The organism is Pseudonocardia autotrophica (assembly GCF_003945385.1).
Lineage (GTDB): Bacteria > Actinomycetota > Actinomycetes > Mycobacteriales > Pseudonocardiaceae > Pseudonocardia > Pseudonocardia autotrophica.
Map to the genome: position 1 here is coordinate 4,947,119 of NZ_AP018920.1, position 22,721 is coordinate 4,969,839.

At 73.1% G+C, this 22,721-nt stretch carries 22 protein-coding genes; 9 read left to right on the forward strand and 13 right to left on the reverse strand.

What is annotated here, in order from left to right; translation table 11 throughout:
* Positions 1-25 precede the first annotated feature (25 nt).
* The 12 genes from era to Pdca_RS23100 form a co-directional block, all read right to left on the reverse strand.
* Entirely contained in the window at positions 26-931 is a 906-nt protein-coding gene (era, locus tag Pdca_RS23045; RefSeq protein ID WP_085913434.1) for a GTPase Era, read from the reverse strand.
* A complete protein-coding gene (gene lhgO, locus Pdca_RS23050; RefSeq protein WP_085913435.1) occupies positions 928-2,208 on the reverse strand; it encodes an L-2-hydroxyglutarate oxidase in 1,281 nt (426 codons plus the stop codon). Before lhgO ends, era begins: the two co-directional genes overlap by 4 nt.
* A 78-nt stretch (positions 2,209-2,286) precedes the next feature.
* Positions 2,287-3,735: a hemolysin family protein gene (locus tag Pdca_RS23055; RefSeq protein WP_085913436.1), complete on the reverse strand. Its 1,449-nt coding sequence runs from the start codon at positions 3,733-3,735 to the stop codon at positions 2,287-2,289.
* Positions 3,736-3,775: 40 nt separating this feature from the next.
* Positions 3,776-4,321, reverse strand: a complete 546-nt coding sequence (gene ybeY, locus Pdca_RS23060) for an rRNA maturation RNase YbeY (RefSeq protein WP_085913547.1) — start codon at positions 4,319-4,321, stop codon at positions 3,776-3,778.
* Between the two features lie 68 nt (positions 4,322-4,389).
* The gene (locus Pdca_RS23065; RefSeq protein ID WP_373865495.1) at positions 4,390-5,466 is read right to left on the reverse strand and encodes a PhoH family protein; all 1,077 of its coding nucleotides are present in this window, start codon (positions 5,464-5,466) and stop codon (positions 4,390-4,392) included.
* A gap of 126 nt (positions 5,467-5,592) precedes the next feature.
* Positions 5,593-6,504 (reverse strand): alpha/beta hydrolase family protein, encoded by a 912-nt coding sequence (locus Pdca_RS23070; RefSeq protein ID WP_232021137.1) that lies wholly within the window; start codon positions 6,502-6,504, stop codon positions 5,593-5,595.
* 239 nt (positions 6,505-6,743) lie between these two features.
* Positions 6,744-7,532 carry a 16S rRNA (uracil(1498)-N(3))-methyltransferase gene (locus Pdca_RS23075; protein WP_085913438.1) on the reverse strand — a complete coding sequence of 263 codons (789 nt, stop codon included), beginning with the start codon at positions 7,530-7,532 and terminating at the stop codon, positions 6,744-6,746.
* On the reverse strand, positions 7,529-7,876 hold the full coding sequence (locus Pdca_RS23080) for a hypothetical protein (protein ID WP_125911528.1): 348 nt from the start codon (positions 7,874-7,876) through the stop codon (positions 7,529-7,531). The genes Pdca_RS23075 and Pdca_RS23080 overlap by 4 nt, the downstream gene beginning before the upstream one ends.
* Positions 7,877-7,977: 101 nt before the next feature.
* Positions 7,978-9,150, reverse strand: coding sequence for a molecular chaperone DnaJ (gene dnaJ, locus Pdca_RS23085; RefSeq protein ID WP_085913440.1), 1,173 nt, complete (start codon positions 9,148-9,150; stop codon positions 7,978-7,980).
* Positions 9,151-9,203: 53 nt separating this feature from the next.
* A complete protein-coding gene (gene hrcA / locus Pdca_RS23090) occupies positions 9,204-10,223 on the reverse strand; it encodes a heat-inducible transcriptional repressor HrcA (protein WP_085913441.1) in 1,020 nt (339 codons plus the stop codon).
* 49 nt (positions 10,224-10,272) lie between these two features.
* Positions 10,273-11,493 carry a radical SAM family heme chaperone HemW gene (hemW, locus tag Pdca_RS23095; protein ID WP_085913442.1) on the reverse strand — a complete coding sequence of 407 codons (1,221 nt, stop codon included), beginning with the start codon at positions 11,491-11,493 and terminating at the stop codon, positions 10,273-10,275.
* Between the two features lie 29 nt (positions 11,494-11,522).
* Positions 11,523-12,647 (reverse strand): hypothetical protein, encoded by a 1,125-nt coding sequence (locus Pdca_RS23100; RefSeq protein WP_085913443.1) that lies wholly within the window; start codon positions 12,645-12,647, stop codon positions 11,523-11,525.
* 370 nt (positions 12,648-13,017) lie between these two features.
* On the opposite strand from Pdca_RS23100, the gene Pdca_RS23105 reads away from it, so the two are divergent.
* From Pdca_RS23105 to Pdca_RS23135, 9 genes are all read left to right on the forward strand, one after another.
* The gene (locus Pdca_RS23105) at positions 13,018-14,685 is read left to right on the forward strand and encodes a nitrite/sulfite reductase (protein ID WP_085913444.1); all 1,668 of its coding nucleotides are present in this window, start codon (positions 13,018-13,020) and stop codon (positions 14,683-14,685) included.
* 7 nt (positions 14,686-14,692) lie between these two features.
* Entirely contained in the window at positions 14,693-14,869 is a 177-nt protein-coding gene (locus Pdca_RS23110) for an Insertion element protein (RefSeq protein WP_085913445.1), read from the forward strand.
* Positions 14,866-15,570, forward strand: a complete 705-nt coding sequence (locus tag Pdca_RS23115; RefSeq protein WP_085913446.1) for a phosphoadenylyl-sulfate reductase — start codon at positions 14,866-14,868, stop codon at positions 15,568-15,570. The genes Pdca_RS23110 and Pdca_RS23115 overlap by 4 nt, the downstream gene beginning before the upstream one ends.
* 24 nt (positions 15,571-15,594) lie before the next feature.
* Positions 15,595-16,509, forward strand: coding sequence for a sulfate adenylyltransferase subunit CysD (gene cysD, locus Pdca_RS23120; protein ID WP_174824303.1), 915 nt, complete (start codon positions 15,595-15,597; stop codon positions 16,507-16,509).
* A complete protein-coding gene (locus Pdca_RS23125; RefSeq protein ID WP_085913448.1) occupies positions 16,509-17,855 on the forward strand; it encodes a sulfate adenylyltransferase subunit 1 in 1,347 nt (448 codons plus the stop codon). The genes cysD and Pdca_RS23125 overlap by 1 nt, the downstream gene beginning before the upstream one ends.
* Before the next feature lie 192 nt (positions 17,856-18,047).
* Complete coding sequence (locus tag Pdca_RS37620) at positions 18,048-18,173, forward strand: hypothetical protein (RefSeq protein ID WP_269462813.1); 126 nt, start codon at positions 18,048-18,050, stop codon at positions 18,171-18,173.
* Between the two features lie 236 nt (positions 18,174-18,409).
* On the forward strand, positions 18,410-19,312 hold the full coding sequence (locus Pdca_RS23130; RefSeq protein WP_085913449.1) for a sulfite exporter TauE/SafE family protein: 903 nt from the start codon (positions 18,410-18,412) through the stop codon (positions 19,310-19,312).
* Between the two features lie 81 nt (positions 19,313-19,393).
* Positions 19,394-19,561 (forward strand): hypothetical protein, encoded by a 168-nt coding sequence (locus Pdca_RS35725; protein ID WP_158092189.1) that lies wholly within the window; start codon positions 19,394-19,396, stop codon positions 19,559-19,561.
* Positions 19,546-20,661 carry a YeiH family protein gene (locus tag Pdca_RS23135; RefSeq protein ID WP_197719805.1) on the forward strand — a complete coding sequence of 372 codons (1,116 nt, stop codon included), beginning with the start codon at positions 19,546-19,548 and terminating at the stop codon, positions 20,659-20,661. Before Pdca_RS35725 ends, Pdca_RS23135 begins: the two co-directional genes overlap by 16 nt.
* A 45-nt stretch (positions 20,662-20,706) precedes the next feature.
* On the opposite strand, the gene Pdca_RS23140 is transcribed toward Pdca_RS23135, so the two are convergent.
* Positions 20,707-22,719 (reverse strand): FAD/NAD(P)-binding protein, encoded by a 2,013-nt coding sequence (locus Pdca_RS23140; RefSeq protein ID WP_232021140.1) that lies wholly within the window; start codon positions 22,717-22,719, stop codon positions 20,707-20,709.
* Positions 22,720-22,721: the final 2 nt, after the last annotated feature.

The following is a 22,721-nucleotide window of genomic DNA, read 5'->3' on the forward strand; positions in this document are numbered from 1 at the left end:
CTGCGGCCCGGCGCGCGGGCTCGGCTCAGAAGCCGAGCTTGCGCAGCTGCTTGGGGTCGCGCTGCCAGTTCTCCGCGATCTTCACGTGCAGATCGAGGTAGACCCTCGTGCCGAGCAGCTTCTCGATCTGGCGCCGCGCGTCCGTGCCGACCTGCTTCAGTCGGGCGCCGCCGCGGCCGATCACGATGCCCTTCTGGCTGGACCGCTCGACCCAGACGATCGCGTGGATCTCCAGCAGGTTCGTCTTCTCGATGGTCTCCTCGACCGTGACCGCGATCGAGTGCGGCAGCTCGTCGCGCACGCCCTCCAGCGCCGCCTCCCGGATGAGCTCGGCGACCAGGGTCTCCTCGGGCTCGTCGGTGAGGTCACCGTCCGGGTAGAGCTGCGGGCCCTCCGGCAGCTGCGCGACCAGCAGATCGGCCAGCAGCGCCACCTGGAACCCGGACTGCGCCGAGGTCGGGACGACCTCGGTGAACTCCATCAGGCCCGCGACCTCGGCCAGCCGCTCGGCCACCTGCTCCGGCGGCGCCAGGTCGGTCTTGGTGACGACGGCGACCACCGGGGTGTGCGCCGCGACCTTGCGCAGCTCGTCGGCGATGAACCGGTCACCGCGGCCGACCTTCTCGTTCGCCGGGACGCAGAACCCGACCACGTCGACCGCCGCCCAGGTCTCGCGCACCACGTCGTTCAGCCGGGACCCGAGCAGGGTCCGCGGCCGGTGCAGGCCGGGCGTGTCCACCAGGACGATCTGCGCGTCCTCGCGGTGCACGATCCCGCGGATCGCGTGTCGGGTCGTCTGCGGACGGCTGGAGGTGATCGCGACCTTCTGGCCGACCAGGGCGTTGGTCAGCGTGGACTTGCCGGCGTTGGGCCGGCCGACGAAGCAGGCGAAACCGGACCGGAAGCCCTCGGGAGATGCGGGAAGTGTCATGCGGCGGCACCCAGCCGGCCGAGGATCTCCCGGCCGATCGGCAGCGCGGCGGTCGCCGCCGGGGACGGCGCGTTGAGCACGTGCAGGATCGATCCCGCACCGCCGGCGCCGTCCGAGCCGGGCTGGTCGAGGAACAGGAAGTCGTCGACCAGGGTGCCGTCGGCCTTGACCGCCTGCGCCCGGACACCGGCGCCGGCCGGGTGCAGGTCCTCGGCCGTCACGTCGGGCAGCATCCGCTGGATCTGGCGGACCATCGCCTTGCGCGACAGCGACCGCTGCACCTCGCCGATGCCATAGCGCCAGTGCTTGCGGGCGATCCTGATCATGCCGGGGTAGGTGAGCGTGCCGAGCAGCTCCGCGGGCCGGATCGTGCGCCAGTCGTAGCCCTCCCTGGCCATCGCCAGCACGGCGTTCGGCCCGGCGTGCACGTGACCGTCGATACCGCGGGTGGCGTGCACCCCGAGGAACGGGAACTCCGGATCCGGCACCGGGTAGATCAGCCCGCGGACCAGCGAGGCCGCCCTCTCGGAGAAGCCGGAGTACTCGCCGCGGAACGGCACGATCCGCACGCCGGGATCGGCTCCGGCCAGGGTCGCCAGCTCGTCGCAGCGCAGGCCGCCGCAGACCACGACCCGCTTGCCGAGCAGGTCCCCGCCGGAGGTGCGGACCACCACGTCGGACGGCCGCCGGGCGAACCCGGTGACGGCCCGGCCCAGGTGCACCTCGCCGCCGCCCTTCTCCACCAGCTCGCCCAGCTTCTCGGCGACCGAGCGGTAGTCGCAGATGCCGGTCGAGGGCACCCACAGCGCGGCGAGACCCCGCACGTCCGGCTCGTAGGTCTTCATCCCGTGCTCGTCGAGCCGGTGGTTCTCGACGCCGTTCGCCTCACCGCGGCGGGCCAGCGCGTCGAGCCGGGGCAGCTCCTCCGGCTCGGTGGCCACCACCAGCTTCCCGCACACCTGGTGTGGCAGGTCGTACTCACGGCAGAACGCGACCGTCTCCGCACACCCGGCGACCGCGAGCCGGGCCTTGTAGCCGCCCGGTGCGTAGTAGAGGCCGGAGTGGATGACGTTCGAGTTGTTCCCGGTCTGGTGGTTCGCCAGTCGTGGCTCCCGCTCGACGACGGCGACCGACAGCCCCGCGTTGGTCGCGGCGAACGCCGTGGCCAGGCCGACGATCCCGCCGCCGACGACCACCAGATCGTAGGACGGGGTCGCGGGCAGTCCGGCTCCGGCCGGGGCGCTCCCGGTGGAGCCGTCGCGGTCGCTTCCAGCCATCGGTTCCTCCTCCGGTCCCGCGGAGGCGGGGCCGTTGTGTTGCTCGTCCGCACGGCCGGTCCGGGCCGTGGCGGGTTGCTACGCCCGGTCGGCGCGGACCGCGCCGCTGTGCTCCGCCGGCTCGGTCGGGTCGCCGGCGGCCGGATCGGGCCCATCATCGGTCCGGGCAGAGTCGGTCCGGGCAGGGTCCGCCTCGTCGCCGTCGGTGTCGACCGGTTCGAGCGGGCTGACCAGTACCGAGGTGATCCGGATCCGGCCGCGGGAGTCCTTGCCACCCTCACCCTCCAGCCGGAGCAGGCCCTCGACGTCGGCGACGGCGCCGGGCAGCGGCACCTTTCCCAGACGCTGGGCGAGCAGACCGCCGACGGTGTCGACGTCCGCGGTCTCCAGCGCCCGGCGCAGCTCGTCCTCCCGCGGGGTACCGCGGAAGCGCCCGGCGAACAGCTCCTCCAGGTCCTCGACCGGCACCCGGGACGCCACCCGGAACGCCCCGTCGTCGACCTCGGCGACCTCCGGGATCTCCTCGGTGTCGTACTCGTCGGTGATCTCCCCGACGATCTCCTCGAGGATGTCCTCGATCGTCACCACGCCGGCCGTCCCGCCGTACTCGTCGACGACAACGGCCATGTGGTTGCGGGTGCGCTGCATCTCACGCATCAGCTCGTCGCTGCGCTTGGAGTCCGGCACGAACGCGGCCGGCCGGAGGATCTCGGGCAGCGACTTCTGCGGGGCACCGCGGAACTGCGCGTCGTCCCGGGCGCGGACCAGATCCTTGAGGTAGGCAACGCCGATCACGTCGTCGATGCCCTCACCGAGCACCGGGATCCGCGAGTAGCCGCTCTTGAGCGCGAGCCGCAGCACCTTGTCGACCGGGGTGTCGCGCTCCGCCCAGACGACGTCCGGCCGCGGCACCATGATCTCCCGGACCGGGGTCTCCCCCAGCTCGAACACCGAGTGGATCATCTTGCGTTCGCCCTCGTCGACCACGCCGCGGTTGCTGGCCATGTCGACGAGCTCGCGCAGTTCGACCTCGGTGGAGAACGGGCCGTCCCGGAAACCGGGGCCGGGGGTGATCGCGTTGCCGAGCAGGATCAGCAGCTTCGCCAGCGGTGAGAGGACCGTGCCCAGTACCCGGATCGGGGCGGCCAGCAGCAGGCCGATCCGGTACGGGTGCTGGCGACCCAGCGTGCGCGGGCCGACGCCGACCAGGATGTAGCTCGCCAGCACCATGATCACGGCGGTCAGTACGAGCCCGATCCACGGTGCCGAGAACAACGGGGCGAGTGCGATCGCGAGCAGGATGACGGCGACCGTCTCGCAGGTCACCCGCAGCAGCATCAGCAGGTTGACGTGGCGGGGCCGATCCGCGACGACCGCGGACAATGCGCTCCCGCCGGCCCGGCCGCTGCGCACCACGGCCTCGACCCGGGCCCGCGAGATCGACATCAGGGCCGAGTCGGCGGCCGCGAACACGCCCGCCAGGAGTACGAGCAGAAGCGTGGCGACGATCAGCCAGACGGTGGTCACTGTTCCTCCGGAACCGGATGATCAGGGTCGGACGGTTCGGTCACCGGCCCGGCTCCTCCTCGAAACCGGCGGCGCCGAGCAGCCGGTCGTCGCTGCGGCGCTGCGCCTCCCGGGCACGCAGCTGGGCCCGGTCGTCACGCCAGCGGACCAGCAGCCGGTTCTGCAGCGCGAACATCTCGCGCTCGTCCTCCGGCTCGAGGTGGTCGTAGCCGAGCAGGTGCAGGATCCCGTGCACGGTCAGCAGGTGCAGCTCGTCGGCCAGCGTGTGGCCGGCCTTGCCGGCCTGGTCCCTGGCGAACGCCGGGCACAGCACGACATCGCCGAGCAGGGCCGGGCCGAGATCAGGGGCGTCGGGCCGCCGACCGTCCTCCGCGAGCGAGTCCATCGGGAAGGCCATCACATCGGTGGCCCCCGGCTCCTCCATCCAGCGGACGTGGAGCTCCTCCATCGTGTCCAGCCCGACGGCCGTGACGGCCAGCTCCGCCGCCGGGTTCACCTTCATCGCGTCCAGCGCGTACCGGGCGACCGACACGATCTGTGCCTCGTCGATCGCGATCCCGGACTCGTTGACGACCTCGATGCTCACCGGCGTCGCCTCGTCCCCACCCGTCTCGTCCGTCTCGTTCCCGGCCAGCGTAGACGGGCAGTCCGACACTATCGGCGGCGCCCGCCGTGCCGGGTGGGTGGACCGTTGCGCGGCGCCCCGTTCCCGGCGTTCACGGCCGCGCGGCGCTCGGACACCGCGTCGAACCGGGCGTAGGCGTCGACGATGTCGGACACCAGCCGGTGCCGGACGACGTCGGCGCTGTCGAGGTAGGAGAAGTGCACGTCCTCGATGCCCTCCAGGATGTCCTGCACCACGGCGAGCCCGGAGCGGGCGTTGCCGGGGAGGTCGACCTGGGTGATGTCGCCGGTCACCACGATCTTCGAGCCGAAGCCGAGCCGGGTGAGGAACATCTTCATCTGCTCGGGCGTGGTGTTCTGCGCCTCGTCCAGGATGATGAACGCGTCGTTCAGCGTGCGCCCGCGCATGTACGCCAGCGGTGCGACCTCGATCGTCCCGGCGGCCATCAGCTTCGGGATCGACTCCGGATCGATCATGTCGTGCAGCGCGTCGTAGAGCGGGCGCAGGTACGGGTCGATCTTCTCGAACAGCGTGCCCGGCAGATAGCCCAGCCGCTCCCCCGCCTCGACCGCCGGCCGGGTCAGGATGATCCGGTTGACCTGCTTGGCCTGCAGCGCCTGCACGGCCTTCGCCATCGCCAGGTAGGTCTTGCCGGTACCGGCCGGGCCGATCCCGAACACGACGGTGTGCGAGTCGATCGCGTCGACGTAGCGCTTCTGGTTCAGCGTCTTCGGGCGGATGGTCTTGCCGCGCCGGGACAGGATGTCCAGGCTCAGCACCTCGGCCGGGGATTCCCCCAGCCGGGCGCCCTCGGCTGCGTCGGCGTCGGCGAGCATCGCCACCGTGCGCCGGACGGTGTCCGCCCCGACCAGCTGGCCACGCCCGGCGAGGGTGATCAGCTCGGTGAACACCCGTTCGGCGAAGGCCACGTCGCCGGGATCACCGGAGAGGGTGAGCTCGTTGCCGCGGACGTGGACGTCGGCGGTCAGTTCGTCCTCCGCGGTGCGGAGGCTCTCGTCGCGGGAGCCGAGGAGCGAGAGCAGCGCGGTGTCCGGTACGGAGATCTTGGACCGGACGGTCCCGCCCGGTGCCGCGTCGGACCGCAGGTCGGTCCGGGAGATGGAGCCGGGGTCGGTGCCGGTCAAGGGTGTGATCGCCTGCCTCTGGTCTCGCGCGGTCGGTTGCCGGAATGGTACCCGCGCAACGCCGCCCGGCACCCGCCCATTCCGGCCTCACCCGCCGACGAGTCCCTCCAGGGCTCGCAGGCTCGCGGCCCATCCGGGATGCGCGGGGTCGATGAGCTGCATGTGGTCGGCTCCCTCGACCCGGACCAGCTCCGCGGAGTCGCCTGCCGCGGTCGCCTCGGCGACGAACGCCTCGCTCTGCGAGATCGGGACGGTCTCGTCGGCGGTGCCGTGCACGCACACCGACGGCACACCCAGCGGCAGCCTGCGGATGGGGCTGGCGGCGGCGTACCGCTCCGGTGCCGAGCGGGGGGTGCCGCCGACCAGCGCGTCCACCGCCCGGTCGCCCAGCGAGTCGGCCGCGGCCAGGTCCAGCACCCCCGCCAGCGGCACGACGCCCGCGACCCGGACGGCCGGATCGGCGCCGGGGTCACCGGGCTGTTGCCCCGGCCGGGTCGCCAGCCAGGCCGCCAGGTGCCCGCCCGCGGAGTGTCCGAGCGCGTAGACCTTCCGGAGGTCGAACCGGGTACTGCCCAGGGTGGACAGATGGTCGGCGGCCATCGCGACGTCGTCGAACGTGGCCGTCCAGCCGCCGCCCGCGTCGACCCTGCGGTACTCGATGTTCCAGGTGGCGAACCCGGCCGCGACGAGCGCCGCCGCCACCGGGCGCATCAGCCCGAGATCACTGCCGGCCCGCCAGAACCCGCCGTGCACGACCACCACGATCGCCCGCGGCAGCGGCCGGTCCGCCGGCACCGTGAGCTCGCCGAACTGGTCGGGATGGCCGCCGTAGGCGATCCGCTCCGGAGCCGGCGGCCCGGCCGTCGCGGTGCTCTCCGGCACGGCGGGTCCGTCGTCGCCGGAGCTGCAGGACGCGAGCAGCCCGGTGGCGGCGAGACCGCCCAGGAGCACCCCGAAGGTGCGGCGGTCGACCCGTGCACGACGATCGGGATCACCCACATCGCGGATCATGGCACGTGCACCGGACGACGACGAGCAGCTCAGCCGGAACGTGACCGACCGGGTGCCGGGGTGCCGACCGGCCGGCGCAACCCCGACTCGGCCCGGCGGCGGCTCGCCCGCCACCCGCCCGGACCCCTGCCTCGGTGCCGGCCGGCGGATCCGACGGGCGCGAGCCGCGGCACCGGCGAGGTGTCCGCCGCGCGATTTCGCTCACCTGGTGAGCGAAATCGTCCCGGCTACTGCCCGGCTCGGGCTCCCGGCCGGGCGGCCGGATCCGGGACACTCCAGCGGCCGGTCCGCACCGCGATCGCACCGAGGGCGACGCAGGCGGCGGTCGAGGCGCGCAGGACCTCGGGCCCCATCCGGACCGCGATCGCGCCGGAGCCGGTCAGCGCGGCGAGCTCGCCGTCGTCGACACCACCCTCCGGACCGACGGCCAGCAGAACCTCACCGGACGGCGGCAGCTCGACGTCGGCCAGTCCGACCTCGGCCGACTCGTGCAGCACCAGGGCGAGCTCCGCGCCGGCGACCCGCTGCGCGAGCTGCCGGGTGGTCACCGGGGCACCGACCTCCGGCTGCCACGGCCGCCGCGCCTGCTTGGCGGCTTCGCGGACCGTGCTGCGCCAGCGTTCCAGGGCCTTGGCGCCGCGCGGGCCCTCGTCCCACCGGGCCACGCAGCGTGCTGCCTTCCATGGCAGGAACCCGTCGGCGCCCGCCTCGGTCGCGGTCTCCACCGCGAGCTCGCCCCGATCACCCTTCACCAGCGCCTGTGCGATGACGACGCGGACCGCGGGCTCGGGGACGTGCACGACGTCGAGCAGGCGGACCGCCAGCGCGTCCTTACCGACGGGGCCGGCCACCTCGGCGTGCGCGACGCCGCCCCGGCCGTCGGACAGCATGAGCGGCTCACCGGGACGGAGCCGGCGCACCGTCGCGGCGTGCCTGCCCTCCGGCCCGTCGAGGACCGTCTCGGCGCCCGCCGGGGCGCCGATGTCGTCGACCAGGAACAGCGGTGCGGTGGTCACGACGGAGGCGGGAGGCGGCGCAGGATCTCGCGGAGCATGCCGGTGTGCTCGGCCAGCGTCGCCGCATGCTGCTCGTGCAACCGCGTGTGCTCGGCCAGCGTCGCGGTGTGCTCGGCCAGCGTCGCCGCATGCTGCTCGTGCAACCGCGTGTGCTCGGCCAGCGTCGCGGTGTGCTCGGCCAGCGTCGCGGCGTGCTGTTCGTGCAACCGCGTGTGCTCGGCCAGGGTGCCGGTGTGCTCCTCGACCGTCTCCCTGATGTCCAGGACGGTGTCGGCGATGGCCCGGACGGTCTCGTCCTGGGCATCGACCCGGCGGGTCAGCGCGGTGATCTCGGATCGGGTCACGGCGCCCACCATGACAGCCGGACCGGTCCCACCGCGGCGGTTCGCCGACATCGGGAACCGGCAGCCGCGGACGTCCTCGCGAACGCCCACGGCGGGGCGTCTCATCGCCCGCCCCAGGTGTCGCGCAGCCGGGAGAACAGGCCGTGCCCGTTGCGGGACCCGCCGACCAGGTCGGGCTGCTCCTCGCCGCGCAGCCGGGCCAGCTCCCGCAGGAGCTCGGTCTGTTCCTTGTCCAGCTTCGTCGGCACCGCCACCTCGATGTGCACGAGGAGATCGCCGTAGCCGTCCACCCGGCCGGTGGACCGCAGCCGGGGCATGCCCTTGCCACGCAGTGTCCGGACCGCACCGTGCTGGGTGCCCGCGTCGATACCGATCTCCTCGACGGTGCCGTCGAGCAGGGTCAGCGGCAGGGTCGTCCCGAGCGCGGCGGCCGTCATCGGGAGCGGCAGGGTGCAGTGCAGGTCCGAGCCGTCCCGGGTGAAGATCTCGTGCGGGGCCTCCTCGACCTCCACGTACAGGTCGCCGGCGGGCCCGCCGCCCGCGCCGACCTCGCCCTGGCCGGACAGCCGCACCCGCATCCCCTCGGCCACGCCGGCCGGGATCTTCACCGCGACGTTGCGACGGGAGCGGACCCGGCCGTCGCCGGCGCACTGCCGGCAGGGATCCGGGATGACCTCACCGAAGCCGCGACAGGTGGGGCACGGCCGGGCGGTGACGACCTGCCCGAGGAACGAGCGCTGCACGCTCTGGATCTCCCCGGAGCCACCGCAGGTGTCGCAGGCGGTCGGGTGGGTGCCCTCGGCGCAGCCGGAACCCTGGCACTGGTTGCACATCACCGCGGTGTCCACGGTGAGGTCACGCTGCACGCCCGAGGCGCACTCCTCCAGGGTCAGCTCCATCCGGATCAGCGCGTCCGCACCGGGCTGCACGCGGCTGCGCGGGCCCCGCCCGCGTCCACCCGCGGCCGACCCCCCGAAGAAGGCGTCCATGATATCGCTGAACCCGCCGAAGCCGGCGAACGGATCGCCGCCACCGGCACCGCCGCCGCCCCCGCGCGGATCCAGCGGGTCCCCGCCGAGATCGACGATCCGGCGCTTCTCCGGATCGGTCAGCACCTCGTAGGCCGCGCTGACCTCACGGAATCGTTCCTGCGCCGCAGCGTCCGGGTTGACGTCCGGGTGCAGCTCTCTGGCGAGTCTGCGGTACGCCCGCTTGATCTCCGCGGCGTCGGCGCCCTGCTCGACGCCCAGGATCCCGTAGTAGTCGCGTGCCACCTGGTTCTTTTCCTCTGAGTCCTTCGTTCACTGGCGGCGGGGAGGTCCGCCGATTACCGCCCGGTCAGGATCTCACCCACGTACCGGGCGACCGCATGCACCGCCGAGATCGTGCCCGGGTAGTCCATCCGGGTCGGTCCGACGACGCCCATCCCGCCCAGCGGCGTCCCCGATCCGTACCCGACGGTGACCACCGACGCCGTCCGCAGGTCCTCGGCCTCGTTCTCCTCGCCGATCCGGACCGTGACCAGGCCGGAGTCCTGGGACGCCGCGAGCAGCCGCATCACGACGACCTGCTCCTCCAGCGCCTCCAGGACCTGCCGCAGCGACCCGGGGAAGTCCCCGTGGCTGCGGGTCAGGTTGGCCGTCCCCCCGAGCACCATTCGTTCCTCCGGGTGCTCGACGAGTGTCTCGATCAACACGGTCGCGACCTGGGTCAGCGACATCCGCAGATCATCCGGACCGGTCTCGGGGAGCTCGGCGACCGCGGCGGACGCCTCGGAGAGCTTCCGCCCGTTCAGCGCGTTGCCGAGCATCTCCCGCAGCCGGGCCACGTCGGTCTCGCCGAGTACGTCGCCCAGGTCGACCACGCGCTGGTCGACCCGCCCGGAATCGGTGATCAGCACCAGCATCAGGCGGGCCGGGGTCAGCTGCACGACCTCGAGATGACGCACGGTGGAGCGGGTCAGCGTCGGGTATTGCACGACCGCGACCTGCCGGGTCAGCTGGGCCAGCAACCGCACGCTGCGCCGGAGCACGTCGTCGAGATCGACCGCCCCCTCCAGGAACGACTGCACGGCCCGGCGCTCGGCCCCCGACAGTGGCTTGACCTGGGAGATCCGGTCGACGAACTGGCGGTACCCCTTGTCGGTCGGGATCCGCCCCGCGCTGGTGTGCGGCTGGGCGATCAGCCCGTCCTCCTCGAGGGCGGCCATGTCGTTGCGCACGGTCGCGCTGGAGACCCCGAGGTTGTGCCGGTCCACCAGCGCCTTCGACCCCACCGGCTCGTGGGTGGAGACGTAGTCGGCGACGATGGCCCGCAGTACGGCGAACCGCCGCTCGTCGGCATTCATGTCGCGCGCACCTCCCGGGCGTCGGTCCTCGTCGGCTCCACCGCGCATTCTAGGCGCCGCCGGGCAGCACGGGCCGTCCCGTCGCCACCCCGTGATTAGCGTCGCGTTCCTGTGCGAGCAGGAGGTCGGTCACCACCCGGTCGGCCAGCAGACGCCCCCGATCGGTCAGCACGGCCCGGCCGGCCGCGTATCCGACCGGCTCCAGCAGCCCCTCGTCGGCGGCCCGCCCCGCGGCGCTCCGCGCGGCGGGATCGAGCTGATCGAGGGCCATCCCCTCGGCCAGCCGAAGCCGCAGCATGACCCGCTCGGTGTACCGCTCGTCGGCGGTGAGGTCCTCACGACCGCCCTCGGGCGACTCACCGGCGGCGAGCTTTCCCGCCCAGCGCGCCGGGTGCTTGACGTTCCACCAGCGCACCCCTGCCAGGTGCGAGTGGGCGCCCGGCCCGACACCCCACCAGTCGCCGTCGCGCCAGTAACCGAGGTTGTGCCGGCACTCGGCACCCGGCAGCGACCAGTTCGACACCTCGTACCAGTGCAGGCCGGCCGCCTGCAGCCGGGCGTCGAGCAGCTCGTAGCGGGTCGCGGCGACGTCGTCGTCCGGAGCGGGCAGTTCGCCGCGCCGGACCCGGCGGTGCAGCGCGGTGCCGTCCTCGACGATCAGCGCGTAGGCCGAGACGTGATCGGCACCGGCGTCCAGCACGGCGTCGGCGGAGCGCCGCAGGTCGTCGTCGGTCTCACCGGGGGTGGCGTAGATGAGGTCGAGGTTGACCCGGCCGAACCCGGCGGCGCGGGCCTCGCGGGCGGCGGCGACGGCGCGGCCGGGGGTGTGCGTGCGGTCGAGCACGGCGAGCACGTGCCGGGCGGCGGACTGCATCCCGAGCGAGACCCGGGTGTAGCCGCCGTCCAGGATCCCGGCGAAGAACTCCGGGGACGTCGACTCGGGATTGGACTCGGTGGTGACCTCGCAGTAGGCGGCCACCCGGAACTCGGACCGGACGGCCGCCATCACCGCGGACAGCCGGTCGGCCCCGATCAGCGACGGCGTGCCACCGCCGACGAACACCGTCTGCACGGTGCGGTCGCCGACCGTGCGCGCGGCCAGCGCGATCTCCCGGCGGGCGGCGTCGAGCCAGCCGTCCGGCGAGGACGCGTCACCGGCCAGCTCGGACGCGGTGTAGGTGTTGAAGTCGCAGTAGCCGCAGCGGGTCGCGCAGAACGGCACGTGGACGTAGATCCCGAAGGGGGGCGGCACGCCTTCCGAGTGTGCCACCCCCGCCGCAGCGAACTCGGCCGGCGCACTCAGCGCACCATCCCGGTCCGGCGCGCCCGCCGCACCGCCGCGTCGAGGGCACTCAGATCGAAGCCGTGCACCGGGTAGGACACCCGGCCGGGCTCGGTCTCGAGCAGCTCCAGCAGCACGTCGTCGTCCGGCCGGTGCCGCAGCGTCACCAGCAGCCGCGCCGGCAGCACCCACTCCTGTCCGCGCCGCGGAGTACCGACGACGTCGAGGTCCAGTGCGGAGACCGCCGACCACGGGATGTGCACCGGCCGGTCCCGCTCGGTCGGTACGACCAGATCGAGGCCGTCGTGGGCGAACGTCACCCGGCTGTGCCGCCGGATCCGGGCCAGGCCCATGGCCGCCCCGACCATGCCCAGCAGGCAGATGCCGCCGACCGCGAGGGACAGCACCCAGCCGAGGAGACCGAGCTCGGTGCGCCCGCGCAGGTCGAGCACGATGCCGGAGGCACAGACCACGAATATCGCGGCCCCGCCCAGGGCCGGCGCGGCCGCCCGCAGCACCGCTCCCCACGCCGGCCCGAAGGTGCCCGGCACGGGCTGCGGCCGGGCGGCCGGACGGGCGGTCCAGCCGGCCTCGGACGCCGCCCCGGCACGATCGAGCGGGTCGGTCCCGATCTCGCCGGACGGCACCCGGCACCGTTGCAGCCGGTCCCGCACGGCCTGGACGTCGAACCCGGCGAGGTCCAGTTGCACCCGCCCGGCCGGACCGTCGATCTCGAGCACGTGACCGGCGTGCACGTACCGGAGCGTGCCCCTGTTCCACCGGCGGCTCTCCCGCACCCCGGCCCCGAGCACCTGCGCCGGGATCAGCCGGACCGGTGCCGGCCAGCCGTGGGCGACGATGCCGCCGGCCCCGATGTGCAGCCACCGGCCCCGCCTCCGCAGCGCGGAACGCACCGCCAGGGCCGCGAGGAGCCCGAGCACGGCCACCACGATCGCGGCCACGACGAGCAGGCCGGTCAGCCCGCCTTCGGACCGTCCGGCACCGGCCGCCGTCGGCGCGAGCAGCAGCACGGCCACGACACCGGCCACGACCGGGGGCAGGTACACGGCAGAGGGCCGCGGCCGGAGCGGCTCGTCGGCGGAGGTGCCCTCGGGCACCGTGGGGAGGTCGGGAGTGCTCATGCGGGGATCGTCGGTCGCCGGACGGGCGTCGCACGGCGGATCGACCGTCCGCGTTCGCAGACGCGAACGCCCCGGCGGATCGACAGACCGGGGTTCCGCGGTGAATCATCGGGGTGGGGCGGCCCGGTGAGTCCTGTCCCACTATGCGAACTGCGCGGTGGCTCCCGTCCGGACACCATGAGAGGCTGGTCGACGTGCACGCGCTCCGTCTCCGCCTCGTGGCCCGTCGCCACGTGGATCTGAACCGGACCCGCAGCGCGCTCTGTCGCCGTCCTTCCTGACGGCCCCCCGCATTTCCACCCCCGGGCCGCTCCGTGCCCGTCCCGGGCCGGGGTGTGTCCGCGCCACCGACACTCGGAGCACCCACCACATGGCGCCCTCGAAGACTGCTCCCGGCCGCGCGCGCGGCCAGGGCCAGTGGAAGCTCGGCCACCGCGAACCGCTCAACCCCAACGAGCGCAGCAAGCGCGACGACAACCCGCTCAACGTCCGCTCCCGGATCGAGAACATCTACGCCAAGCGCGGTTTCGACTCTATCGACCCCGCTGACCTGCGCGGACGTTTCCGCTGGTGGGGCCTCTACACCCAGCGGCGCCCCGGGATCGACGGCGGGCGGACCGCTGCGCTGGAGCCCGAGGAGCTCGACGACTCGCACTTCATGATGCGGGTGCGGCTCGACGGCGGTGCGGTGTCGGTGGCCCAGTTGCGCGCCCTCGGTGAGGTGTCCCAGGACTACGGCCGGGACACCGCCGACGTCACCGACCGGGAGAACATCCAGTACCACTGGATCCGGGTCGAGGACGTTCCCGCGATCTGGGAGAAGCTCGAGGGTCTGGGCATGCAGACCACCGAGGCCTGCGGTGACTGCCCGCGGGTGGTGCTCGGCTCGCCGGTGGCCGGTGTGGCCGCCGAGGAGGTGCTCGACCCGACCCCGGCGATCGACGAGATCGTCCGCCGGTTCATCGGCGATCGGGAGCTCTCGAACCTGCCGCGCAAGTTCAAGTCCGCGATCTCCTGGCAGCAGGACGTCGCGCACGAGGTCAACGACATCGCCTTCGTCGGTGTCGAGCACCCCGAGCACGGCCCCGGTTTCGACCTGTGGGTCGGCGGCGGGCTCTCGACCAACCCGAAGATCGCCCAGCGGCTCGGGGTGTGGGTGCCGCTCGACGAGGTGCCCGACGTGTGGCACGGCGTCGTGCAGGTGTTCCGGGACTACGGCTACCGCAGGCTGCGGCACCGCGCCCGGATCAAGTTCCTGATCGCGGACTGGGGCGCGGAGAAGTTCCGGCAGATCCTGCAGGACGAGTACCTGGGCCGCCCACTGCTCGACGGACCAGCGCCGGCGATCCCGGAGCGCCCGATCGATCACGTCGGTGTGTACAAGCAGAAGGACGGCCGCAACTACGTCGGCGTCGCACCGCCGTCGGGGCGGGTGTCCGGCACGACGCTGGTCGCCGTCGCCGAGGCCGCCGAGCGGGCCGGCTCGGACCGGATCCGGTTCACCCCGTACCAGAAGATCGTCGTGCTGGACGTGGCCGACGAGAAGCTGGACGGGCTGATCGAGGACCTCAACCGGCTGGGGCTGCCCGCGCGACCCTCGACCTGGCGCCGGTCGACGATGGCCTGCACCGGCATCGAGTTCTGCAAGCTGGCGATCGTCGAGACCAAGGAACGGGCGATCCGGCTGGTCGAGGAGCTGGAGAAGCGCCTCGCCGACGTCGTCCCGGACGTGCCGATCTCGTTGCACCTCAACGGTTGCCCGAACGCCTGTGCGCGCACCCAGGTCGCCGACATCGGGTTGAAGGGCCAGATCGTCACCGACGCGGGAGGCAACCAGGTCGAGGGCTTCCAGGTGCATCTCGGCGGCGGGCTGGGCCTGGATGCCGGGTTCGGCCGGAAGCTGCGCGGGCTCAAGGTCACCAGCGCCGAGCTGGGCGACTACATCGAGCGCGTCGTCCGGAACTTCGCCGCGCAGCGCGCGGGCGACGAGCGGTTCGCGCAGTGGGTGCTGCGGGCCGACGAGAACGACCTGAAGTAGGCCGGCGATGAGTGAGCGAGCTGCCCCGTTCTACTGCCCGTACTGCGGAGAGGAGGACCTCCGGCCCGCCGAGCGGTCCGAGAAGGTCCCCGGAGCCGCCTGGTGGTGCGCCGGATGCCTGCGCACGTTCGTCGTGCGTTTCGTCGGCATCGGCGTGCCCGAGACCTCAGGAGCGGAGTCATGAGCGTTGCCCTGGAGACGGACCTGCGTGCGACCGCCGAGCGCGGCGCCGCGCAGCTGGGCCCGGACGCGACGGCCGAGCAGCTGCTCGGCTGGGCCGCCGAGACCTTCGGTGATCGGCTGATCGTCGCGTCCAACATGCAGGACGCGGTGCTGGTCGACCTGGCGTACCGGGCGAAGCGCGACGTCGAGATCCTGTTCCTGGAGACCGGCTACCACTTCGCCGAGACCATCGGCACCCGCGACGCCGTCGACTCGGTCTACCCGGAGCTGACGATCGTCGACGCGACCGCCGAGCAGTCCGTCGCCGAGCAGGACGCCGAGTTCGGCAAGGACCTGTTCGCCCGCGAGCCGGACCGCTGCTGCGCGCTGCGCAAGGTGGCGCCGCTGCAGCGCACCCTCTCCGGCTACGACGCCTGGGTCACCGGGGTGCGCCGGGTGGAGGCGCCGACCCGGGCGGCCACCCCACTGATCACCTACGACGACAAGTTCGGCCTCGTCAAGATCAACCCGATCGCGGCGTGGACGGACGAGGAGATGGACGCCTACATCGCCACCCACGGCATCCTGGTGAACCCGCTGGTCGACGCCGGTTACCCGAGCATCGGCTGCGCTCCGTGCACCGCGAAGCCCGCCCCGGGTTCCGATCCCCGCTCCGGCCGCTGGTCGGGCCGGGCCAAGACCGAGTGCGGCCTGCATGGCTGACACGTACTCACGAGGGAGTTGGCTGTGACCACCGCTGTCACGAGCCCGAAGCTGGACGCGCTGGACGCGCTCGAATCGGAGGCGATCCACGTCTTCCGCGAGGTGGCCGGGGAGTTCGACCGGCCGGTGATCCTGTTCTCCGGCGGCAAGGACTCGACCCTGCTGGTGCACCTGGCGGTGAAGGCGTTCGCCCCGGCCCCGGTGCCGTTCCCGCTGCTGCACGTCGACACCGGCCACAACTATCCCGAGGTCATCGAGTTCCGGGACCGGATCGCCGCGACGCTGGGCCTGCGACTGGAGGTGGCCAGGGTCGAGGACTACCTCGCCGACGGACGCCTGGCCGAACGGGCCGACGGCACCCGCAACCCGTTGCAGACCCAGCCGCTGCTGGACGCGATCGCCGAGCACCGCTTCGACGCCGTGTTCGGCGGGGGCCGCCGGGACGAGGAGCGGGCCAGGGCCAAGGAACGCATCATGTCGCTGCGCGACGCGTTCGGCCGCTGGGATCCGCGCAAGCAGCGGCCCGAGCTGTGGAACCTCTACAACGGCAGGCACGCTCCCGGTGAGCACGTCCGCGTGTTCCCGATCTCGAACTGGACCGAGGTCGACGTCTGGCGCTACATCCGGCGCGAGGGGATCGAGCTGCCGCCGATCTACTTCGCCCACTCCCGGCCGGTGTTCCGCCGCGACGGTATGTGGCTGGCCGAGGGCCCGTGGGGCGGCCCGCGGGCCGGCGAGACGCTGGAGACCCGCACCGTCCGCTACCGCACCGTCGGCGACGGCTCCTGCACCGGCGCGGTCGAGTCGACCGCCTCCACGCTGGACGAGGTGATCGCGGAGGTGACCGCGTCCCGGCTCACCGAGCGGGGCGCCACCCGCGCCGACGACCGGCTCTCCGAGGCCGCCATGGAGGACCGCAAGAAGGAAGGCTACTTCTGATGGCCGGCACAGACTCGGCACAGCCGCGTGACCTCCTCCGGTTCGCGACCGCCGGCTCGGTGGACGACGGCAAGTCGACCCTGGTCGGGCGGCTGCTCTACGACACCAAGTCGGTGCTCGCCGACCAGATCGAGGCCGTCGAGCGCGCCTCGATCGACAAGGGACTCGCGACCCCGGACCTGTCGCTGCTGGTCGACGGCCTGCGGGCGGAACGCGAGCAGGGCATCACGATCGACGTCGCGTACCGCTACTTCGGCACCGCGACCCGCGAGTTCGTGCTCGCCGACACCCCGGGCCATGTGCAGTACACCCGTAACACCGTCACCGGGGCCTCCACCGCCGAGCTGGCCGTGTTGCTGGTCGACGCCCGCAACGGCGTCGTCCCGCAGACCCGGCGGCATGCGGCGGTGCTCTCGCTGCTGCGCGTCCCGCGGCTCGTCCTGGCGATCAACAAGATCGACCTGATCGACTACGACGAGGCCAAGATCGCCGACATCGAGCGCGAGTTCACCGAGCTCGCCCGCTCGCTCGGGTTCGGCGACGAGGCCGTGCAGGTGATCCCGCTGTCCGCGCTGGTCGGCGACAACGTCGCCGAACGCGGTGAACGCACGCCCTGGTACGAGGGGCCGACGCTGCTGGAGCACCTGGAGGCCGTCCCGGTGGAAGGGCCGGACGCCGAGGCACCGTTCCGGCTGCCGGTGCAGTACGTGATCCGGCCCCGCAACGGTGCCGAGGCTCGCTCCGCCGACGCTTCGCTCGGGGACCTGCACGACTACCGCGGCTATGCGGGCCAGGTCGCGTCCGGCACCGTGCGCCCCGGTGACGAGGTCGTCGTGCTGCCCGAGGGGCACCGCACGACGGTCTCCGAGGTACGCACCGCGGACGGCCCGCTGGCCGCGGCCGGTGCCGGACTGTCGGTCACGGTGCTGCTCGCCGACGACATCGACGCCCCGCGCGGCGCGATGATCGCCGCCGCGGCCGATCCCCCGGAGATCACCACCGAGCTGGACGCCACGCTGTGCTGGCTCGCCGAGAAGCCGCTGACACCCGGCGCCCGGCTGCTGCTCAAGCACGGCACCCGGACCACCCAGGTGATCGTCGGCGCGCTGGCGGCGCGCCTGGACACCGAGGCCGTCTCCTACACCGACGCCCCGGATCAGCTGGAGATCAACGACATCGGACGGGTGTCGTTGCGGGTCGCCGATCCGCTGCCGGTCGACGCCTACGCCCGGGTCCGGACGACCGGTGGTTTCGTGCTGATCGACCCGCCGACCGGCAACACGCTGGCCGCCGGCCTGGTCGGGGACCCGCTCGCCGCGGTGCCGGGCACCCGCCCGCAGGGCTGAGGCTCCGGCCCACCGGCCCGGTCACACACGGCCCGATCACACACACCGGCCCGGTCACGCACACCGCGTGGCCGGGCCGCGGTCGTTCCACGCCCGGCCGACACCGGCAGACCTGTCCGGACACCTCCCCGCCGGTTCCCACGCGGCGGACGACGACTTGTCCCGTCAGGTCACCCGATTCACCATGGAACGATGCGCGACGACACCGCCCCGGCTCCGGCCCGGCCCGCTGTCGTCCACCTCCGGCCGGTCGATCTCGAACGGTTCTGGCCGTCGCGCCGGCTGGACGCCTTCGACGAGTTCTGTCGTCCCTGCTGACCGACCCACCGCGCCCCGCGCCCGATCCACTGCGCTCCGCGCCCGATCCACTGCGCCCCGCGCCAGGCCCACTGCGCCCCGCGCCTGATCCGCCGCGCTCCGCGCCCGGACCGGTGCGCCCCGCGCCCGGCCGGTAGCGGCCCTGCGCCCTGCCGGTGGCACCCCGTGCCGCCGCCTGCGGCGTGCCCGCGCGCCCCCGTCCGACCCGCACCGCTCCCACCAGAAGGACGTCATTCGTGCGCACGCTCATCGTCTTCGCGATCGTCGGCTTCGCCGCCCAACTCGTCGACGGCGCCCTCGGGATGGCCTACGGCGTCACCTCGACCTCGCTGCTGCTGGTGGCCGGGATCAACCCGGCGACCGCCAGCGCGTCGGTGCATCTCGCCGAGGTGGGCACCACGCTCGCCTCCGGCGCCGCGCACTGGCGGTTCGGCAACGTCGACTGGCGGCTCGTCCTCAAGCTCGGTGTGCCGGGCGCGGTCGGCGCGTTCCTCGGCGCGACCGCACTGTCGGCGCTGTCCACCGAGAGCGCCGCGCCCTACATGGCCGGGGTGCTGCTGGCCCTGGGTGTCTACATCCTGCTGCGCTTCTCGATCCGGCCCCCGCAGGTCTCCGGCGCACGCCGGTCCCCGCACGGGGCTCGCTTCCTCTCCCCGCTCGGCGTGGTCGCCGGCTTCGTCGACGCCTCCGGAGGCGGCGGCTGGGGCCCGGTCGCGACACCGGCGCTGCTGGGCGCGGGCCGGACCGCGCCGCGCACCGTCGTCGGGTCCGTCGACACCTCGGAGTTCCTGGTCGCCGTCGCCGCCAGCCTCGGCTTCCTGATCGGGTTGGGGCACGAGGTGCTCGATCCCGCGACCATCGGCGGGCTGCTGGTCGGCGGCGTCCTCGCCGCTCCGCTGGCCGCCTGGTTGGTGACCAAGATTCCCGCGCCGGTGCTGGGCACCGCGGTCGGCGGAATCATCATCCTGACCAATTCCCGGGTCGTGCTGCGCACGTTCGAGGCGGGGACCGCCGTCACGGTCGCCGTGTACGTGACGGTCGTGGCCCTGTGGATCGCCGCGATCTCGGTGGCCGTCACCCGGCTGCGCCGGGCCCGCGCCGAACAGGCCGAGCAGGAGCCGGTGGGTGCCGGCACCTGAGCGGCCCACGGCCCTCCTCCCACGTCCCGAACCACTCCTGAAGGAAACCGCCGTGACCCGAACCGTCGCCGGAGACCGCCCGTGAGCGCCCCCGGAACCCCCGCCGATCCCGACCCCGCCCGCTCCGCGGGCGACGTCCCCGCCCAACGGCGCCTGGCGCTCAACGAGGACTGGGCTGCGACCGTCGTCGGCCTGCTGCTGCTGGTCCTGATCCTCAGCGGACTCTGGCCCGGGTGGCTGGTCCCGTGAGCGACCGGCAGGCCACCACCGCCCCCCGCTCGGCGACCGCCTGGGCACTCGGCGGCGTCGCGGTCGTCGTCGTGATCGGGGCGCTCGTCCGGTTCCTGGAACAGGCCGTCCCGGAGGCAGCAGAGGGCACCGCGTGGGCCGAGATCGCCGAGGCGGTCGAGTATCCCGTCTACGCGATCCTGCTCGGCCTGCTCGGCAACGTCGTGCTGACCGTCACCGGGCTGCGCGAGCGGCTCTCCGGCGGGTTCCGCACCGAGTTCTTCATCAAGACCGGCCTGGTCCTGCTCGGCGCCTCGATCGACTTCTCGGTGATCGTGCGGGCCGCCGGTCCCGCGGTGCTGCAGGCGCTGGTGCTGATCACCGCGGTGTTCGGCTTCACCTGGTGGCTGGGCGGGCGGCTCGGGGTGGACGACAAGCTGCGGGCACTGCTCGCCTCGGCGGTGTCGATCTGCGGTGTGAGCGCCGCGATCGCGGCCGCCGGCGCGGTGCAGGCGAAGAAGGAGCAGCTCGCCTACACGGCCAGCCTGGTGATCCTGTTCGCGCTGCCCTCGATCTTCCTGCTGCCGGCCGCGGTGGACGTCCTCGGCCTCTCCCCCGCCGTCGCCGGCGCCTGGATCGGCGGCAACATCGACACCACCGCGGCGGTCAGCGCGGCCGGTGCGATCGTCGGTGAGGAGGCACTGCAGATCGCGACGATCGTCAAGACCACGCAGAACGCGCTGCTCGGGGTCGTCGCGGTCGCCCTGACCGCCTACTTCGCACTGAAGGTCGAGCGGACGGCGTCGGCTCGGCCCGGGATCAGGGACTTCTGGGAGCGGTTCCCGAAGTTCGTGCTCGGCTTCCTGGCCGCCTCGATCATCGCGACCGTCGTCATCGGCGTGATCGGCTCGGACGCGGCCAAGCCGTTGATCAGCGACGTCAACGCGTTCCGGACGACGTTCCTGATCCTGGCGTTCGTCTCGATCGGGCTGGAGTTCCGGGTGGCCCCGCTGCGCGAGGCCGGATGGCGTCCGATCGGGGTGTTCGCCGCCGCCACCGGGGTCAACCTGGCGGTCGGCCTAGGGCTCGCCGTGCTGCTGTTCTCCGGCGTCACGCTCTGACCGGACACCGGCCGCACCCGTCGCTACGACGGGTGCGGCCCCGCCTCAGGCGGACGAGCAGGTGTCCGCCGTGCGGCCGGGCAGCGAGCCCAGGACGGCACGGGCGACGGCGTCGTTGTAGCGCAGGCTCTGTGCGTTCGTCCCGGGCCGGGTGAAGGCTCCGGCGACCTTGACGGTGGTGTGCGGCCCGATCGCGAACCGTCGCTCGTGCACACCTCCGTCCGCGGTGTACAGCGCGCCGTCGGCCGGGCGCACGGACAGCAGACCGGTGTTGCGCAACAGCGTGCCGTCGTCGTCGAGCAGGATCTCCTCGACCGCCTCGCCGCGCGCCAGCAGCCCGCCGAGCAGCGGATCGGCGGTGCGGGACAGGCTCGGATCGGGCAGCCGCGCGTCCACCAGCACCTGCGCGGTGACCCGATCGGCACCGGCCAGCGACGCGCTGGTGGCGTGGAACCCGTCCCGGTCGAGCGTCAGATCCATCCCCGCGCCGAGGAAAGCGAGATGACCGCTCCGGGAGAGCGCGAGCAGCTCGCGCACCCGGAAGCCGGGCGGGCCGGACGCGACGGAGTTGAAGAAGCTCTGCCACCAGGGCAGGTCACGCGCCCGCGAACGCGCCGAGAGCGCATCGGAGCCCGCCAACCGGGTCGTCTCGGTGAAGACCGACAGCATCGCGACGAACGCGCCGAGATGCGGGGTGTGCCGCTCGTCGACGTGCTGGCGCAGGTCCTCGGCGATCCGCTCACGGACCCGTGCCTGCAGGGACTCCAGATCGGGTGCGTGCAGCCCCTCCAGGGGGCGGTCGAGCGCGGTCAGGTCGAGCCGGTCGAGCGGGTCCGGGACGACCCAGGTGATCAGCTCGGTCTCTTCGGGCGAGCCGTGCGGCGCCGCGGCGAACCGGGCCGCGAAGTCGTCCCAGCCGGTACCGACCCGGTCGGGATGGCCGTGGAACAGCTCGTGGTACCAGCCCCAGCCGATCTCCTTGGCCATCAGCGGCCAGACCTCCTCCCGGAAGTCCACCGGGCGGCCGAGCGCGACCAGCCCGTCGGTCACCTCCGGCGTGAGGAAGTGCGGTAGCGGCGGGATACCGCCGCGCAGCTGGTAATGCGTCTTCGAGTGGTAGGTGGCCCCGCGCGGGGATCCGGCGATCAGCACCGGCTCCCGGCCGGACGGGATGTAGCGCAGCCGTCCAGGCTCGCCGGTAGTGGCGGCGGCGTCGGCGTCGGCGGCGTCGCTGTCGCTGTCGCTGTCGGGGACGAACCGCCCGCCGCGGCCCTCGAACAGCAGCACCACGAGATCGACGAACGCCAGTCCCAGTCCGCGGGCCAGCACCGTCTCCCCCGGTTCGATCACCGACAGGTCCGAGTCGGTGGTCTGCTCCGGCGGCAGGTAGCGCAGCCCCAGCTCCCCGGCCCGTGCGGCGAGATCACGCTCGTCGGGGGTCGGTGCGGCGTCGAGGTGCCCGGAGGCAAGCACGACGACGTCGGCCCGCAGCGTCGTGCCCGACGCCAGCCGGACGATCTGGTCGGGGCCGTCCTCGGTGAGCGACTTCGCGGTCGTCCGGTGCAGGTGCACGCGCATCCCGGCCGGTGCCCGGTCGAGCACCTCGCGCAGCACGGCGCCGAGGTAGTGGCTCTGCAACCGCCGGGTCGGGAAGGTCGACGCCGTCACCGTCGCCAGCTCGGCGGCGCCCTCGGCACCGAGCTCGGCGACCGGGTCGCCGTGCTCGCGCAGCTCCTGCGCCCACTCCCAGAACGAGGGTCCCGGTGCGATCGGGCCGGCGCAGACGACCGAGTCGTCGGTCCACATGGTGACGTCGGCGGCCATCGAGTTCATCGCCAGCAGCGGCGACTGGGTGTGCCGCCAGATCCGGCCGGCCCCGGCCGGGAACGGATCGACCAGGTGCACGTCCAGGCCGGGGCCGGCGAGCACGTCGGCGTACACCTCGGGTGCGCCGGCGACCATGCGTTCGAGCACGCCGACACCGCGCGGGCCGGCGCCGACGATCACGACGGCGGGGTTCCGCGCGGCGCTTCGGGACGGCTCGGTTCCGGACGGCACGG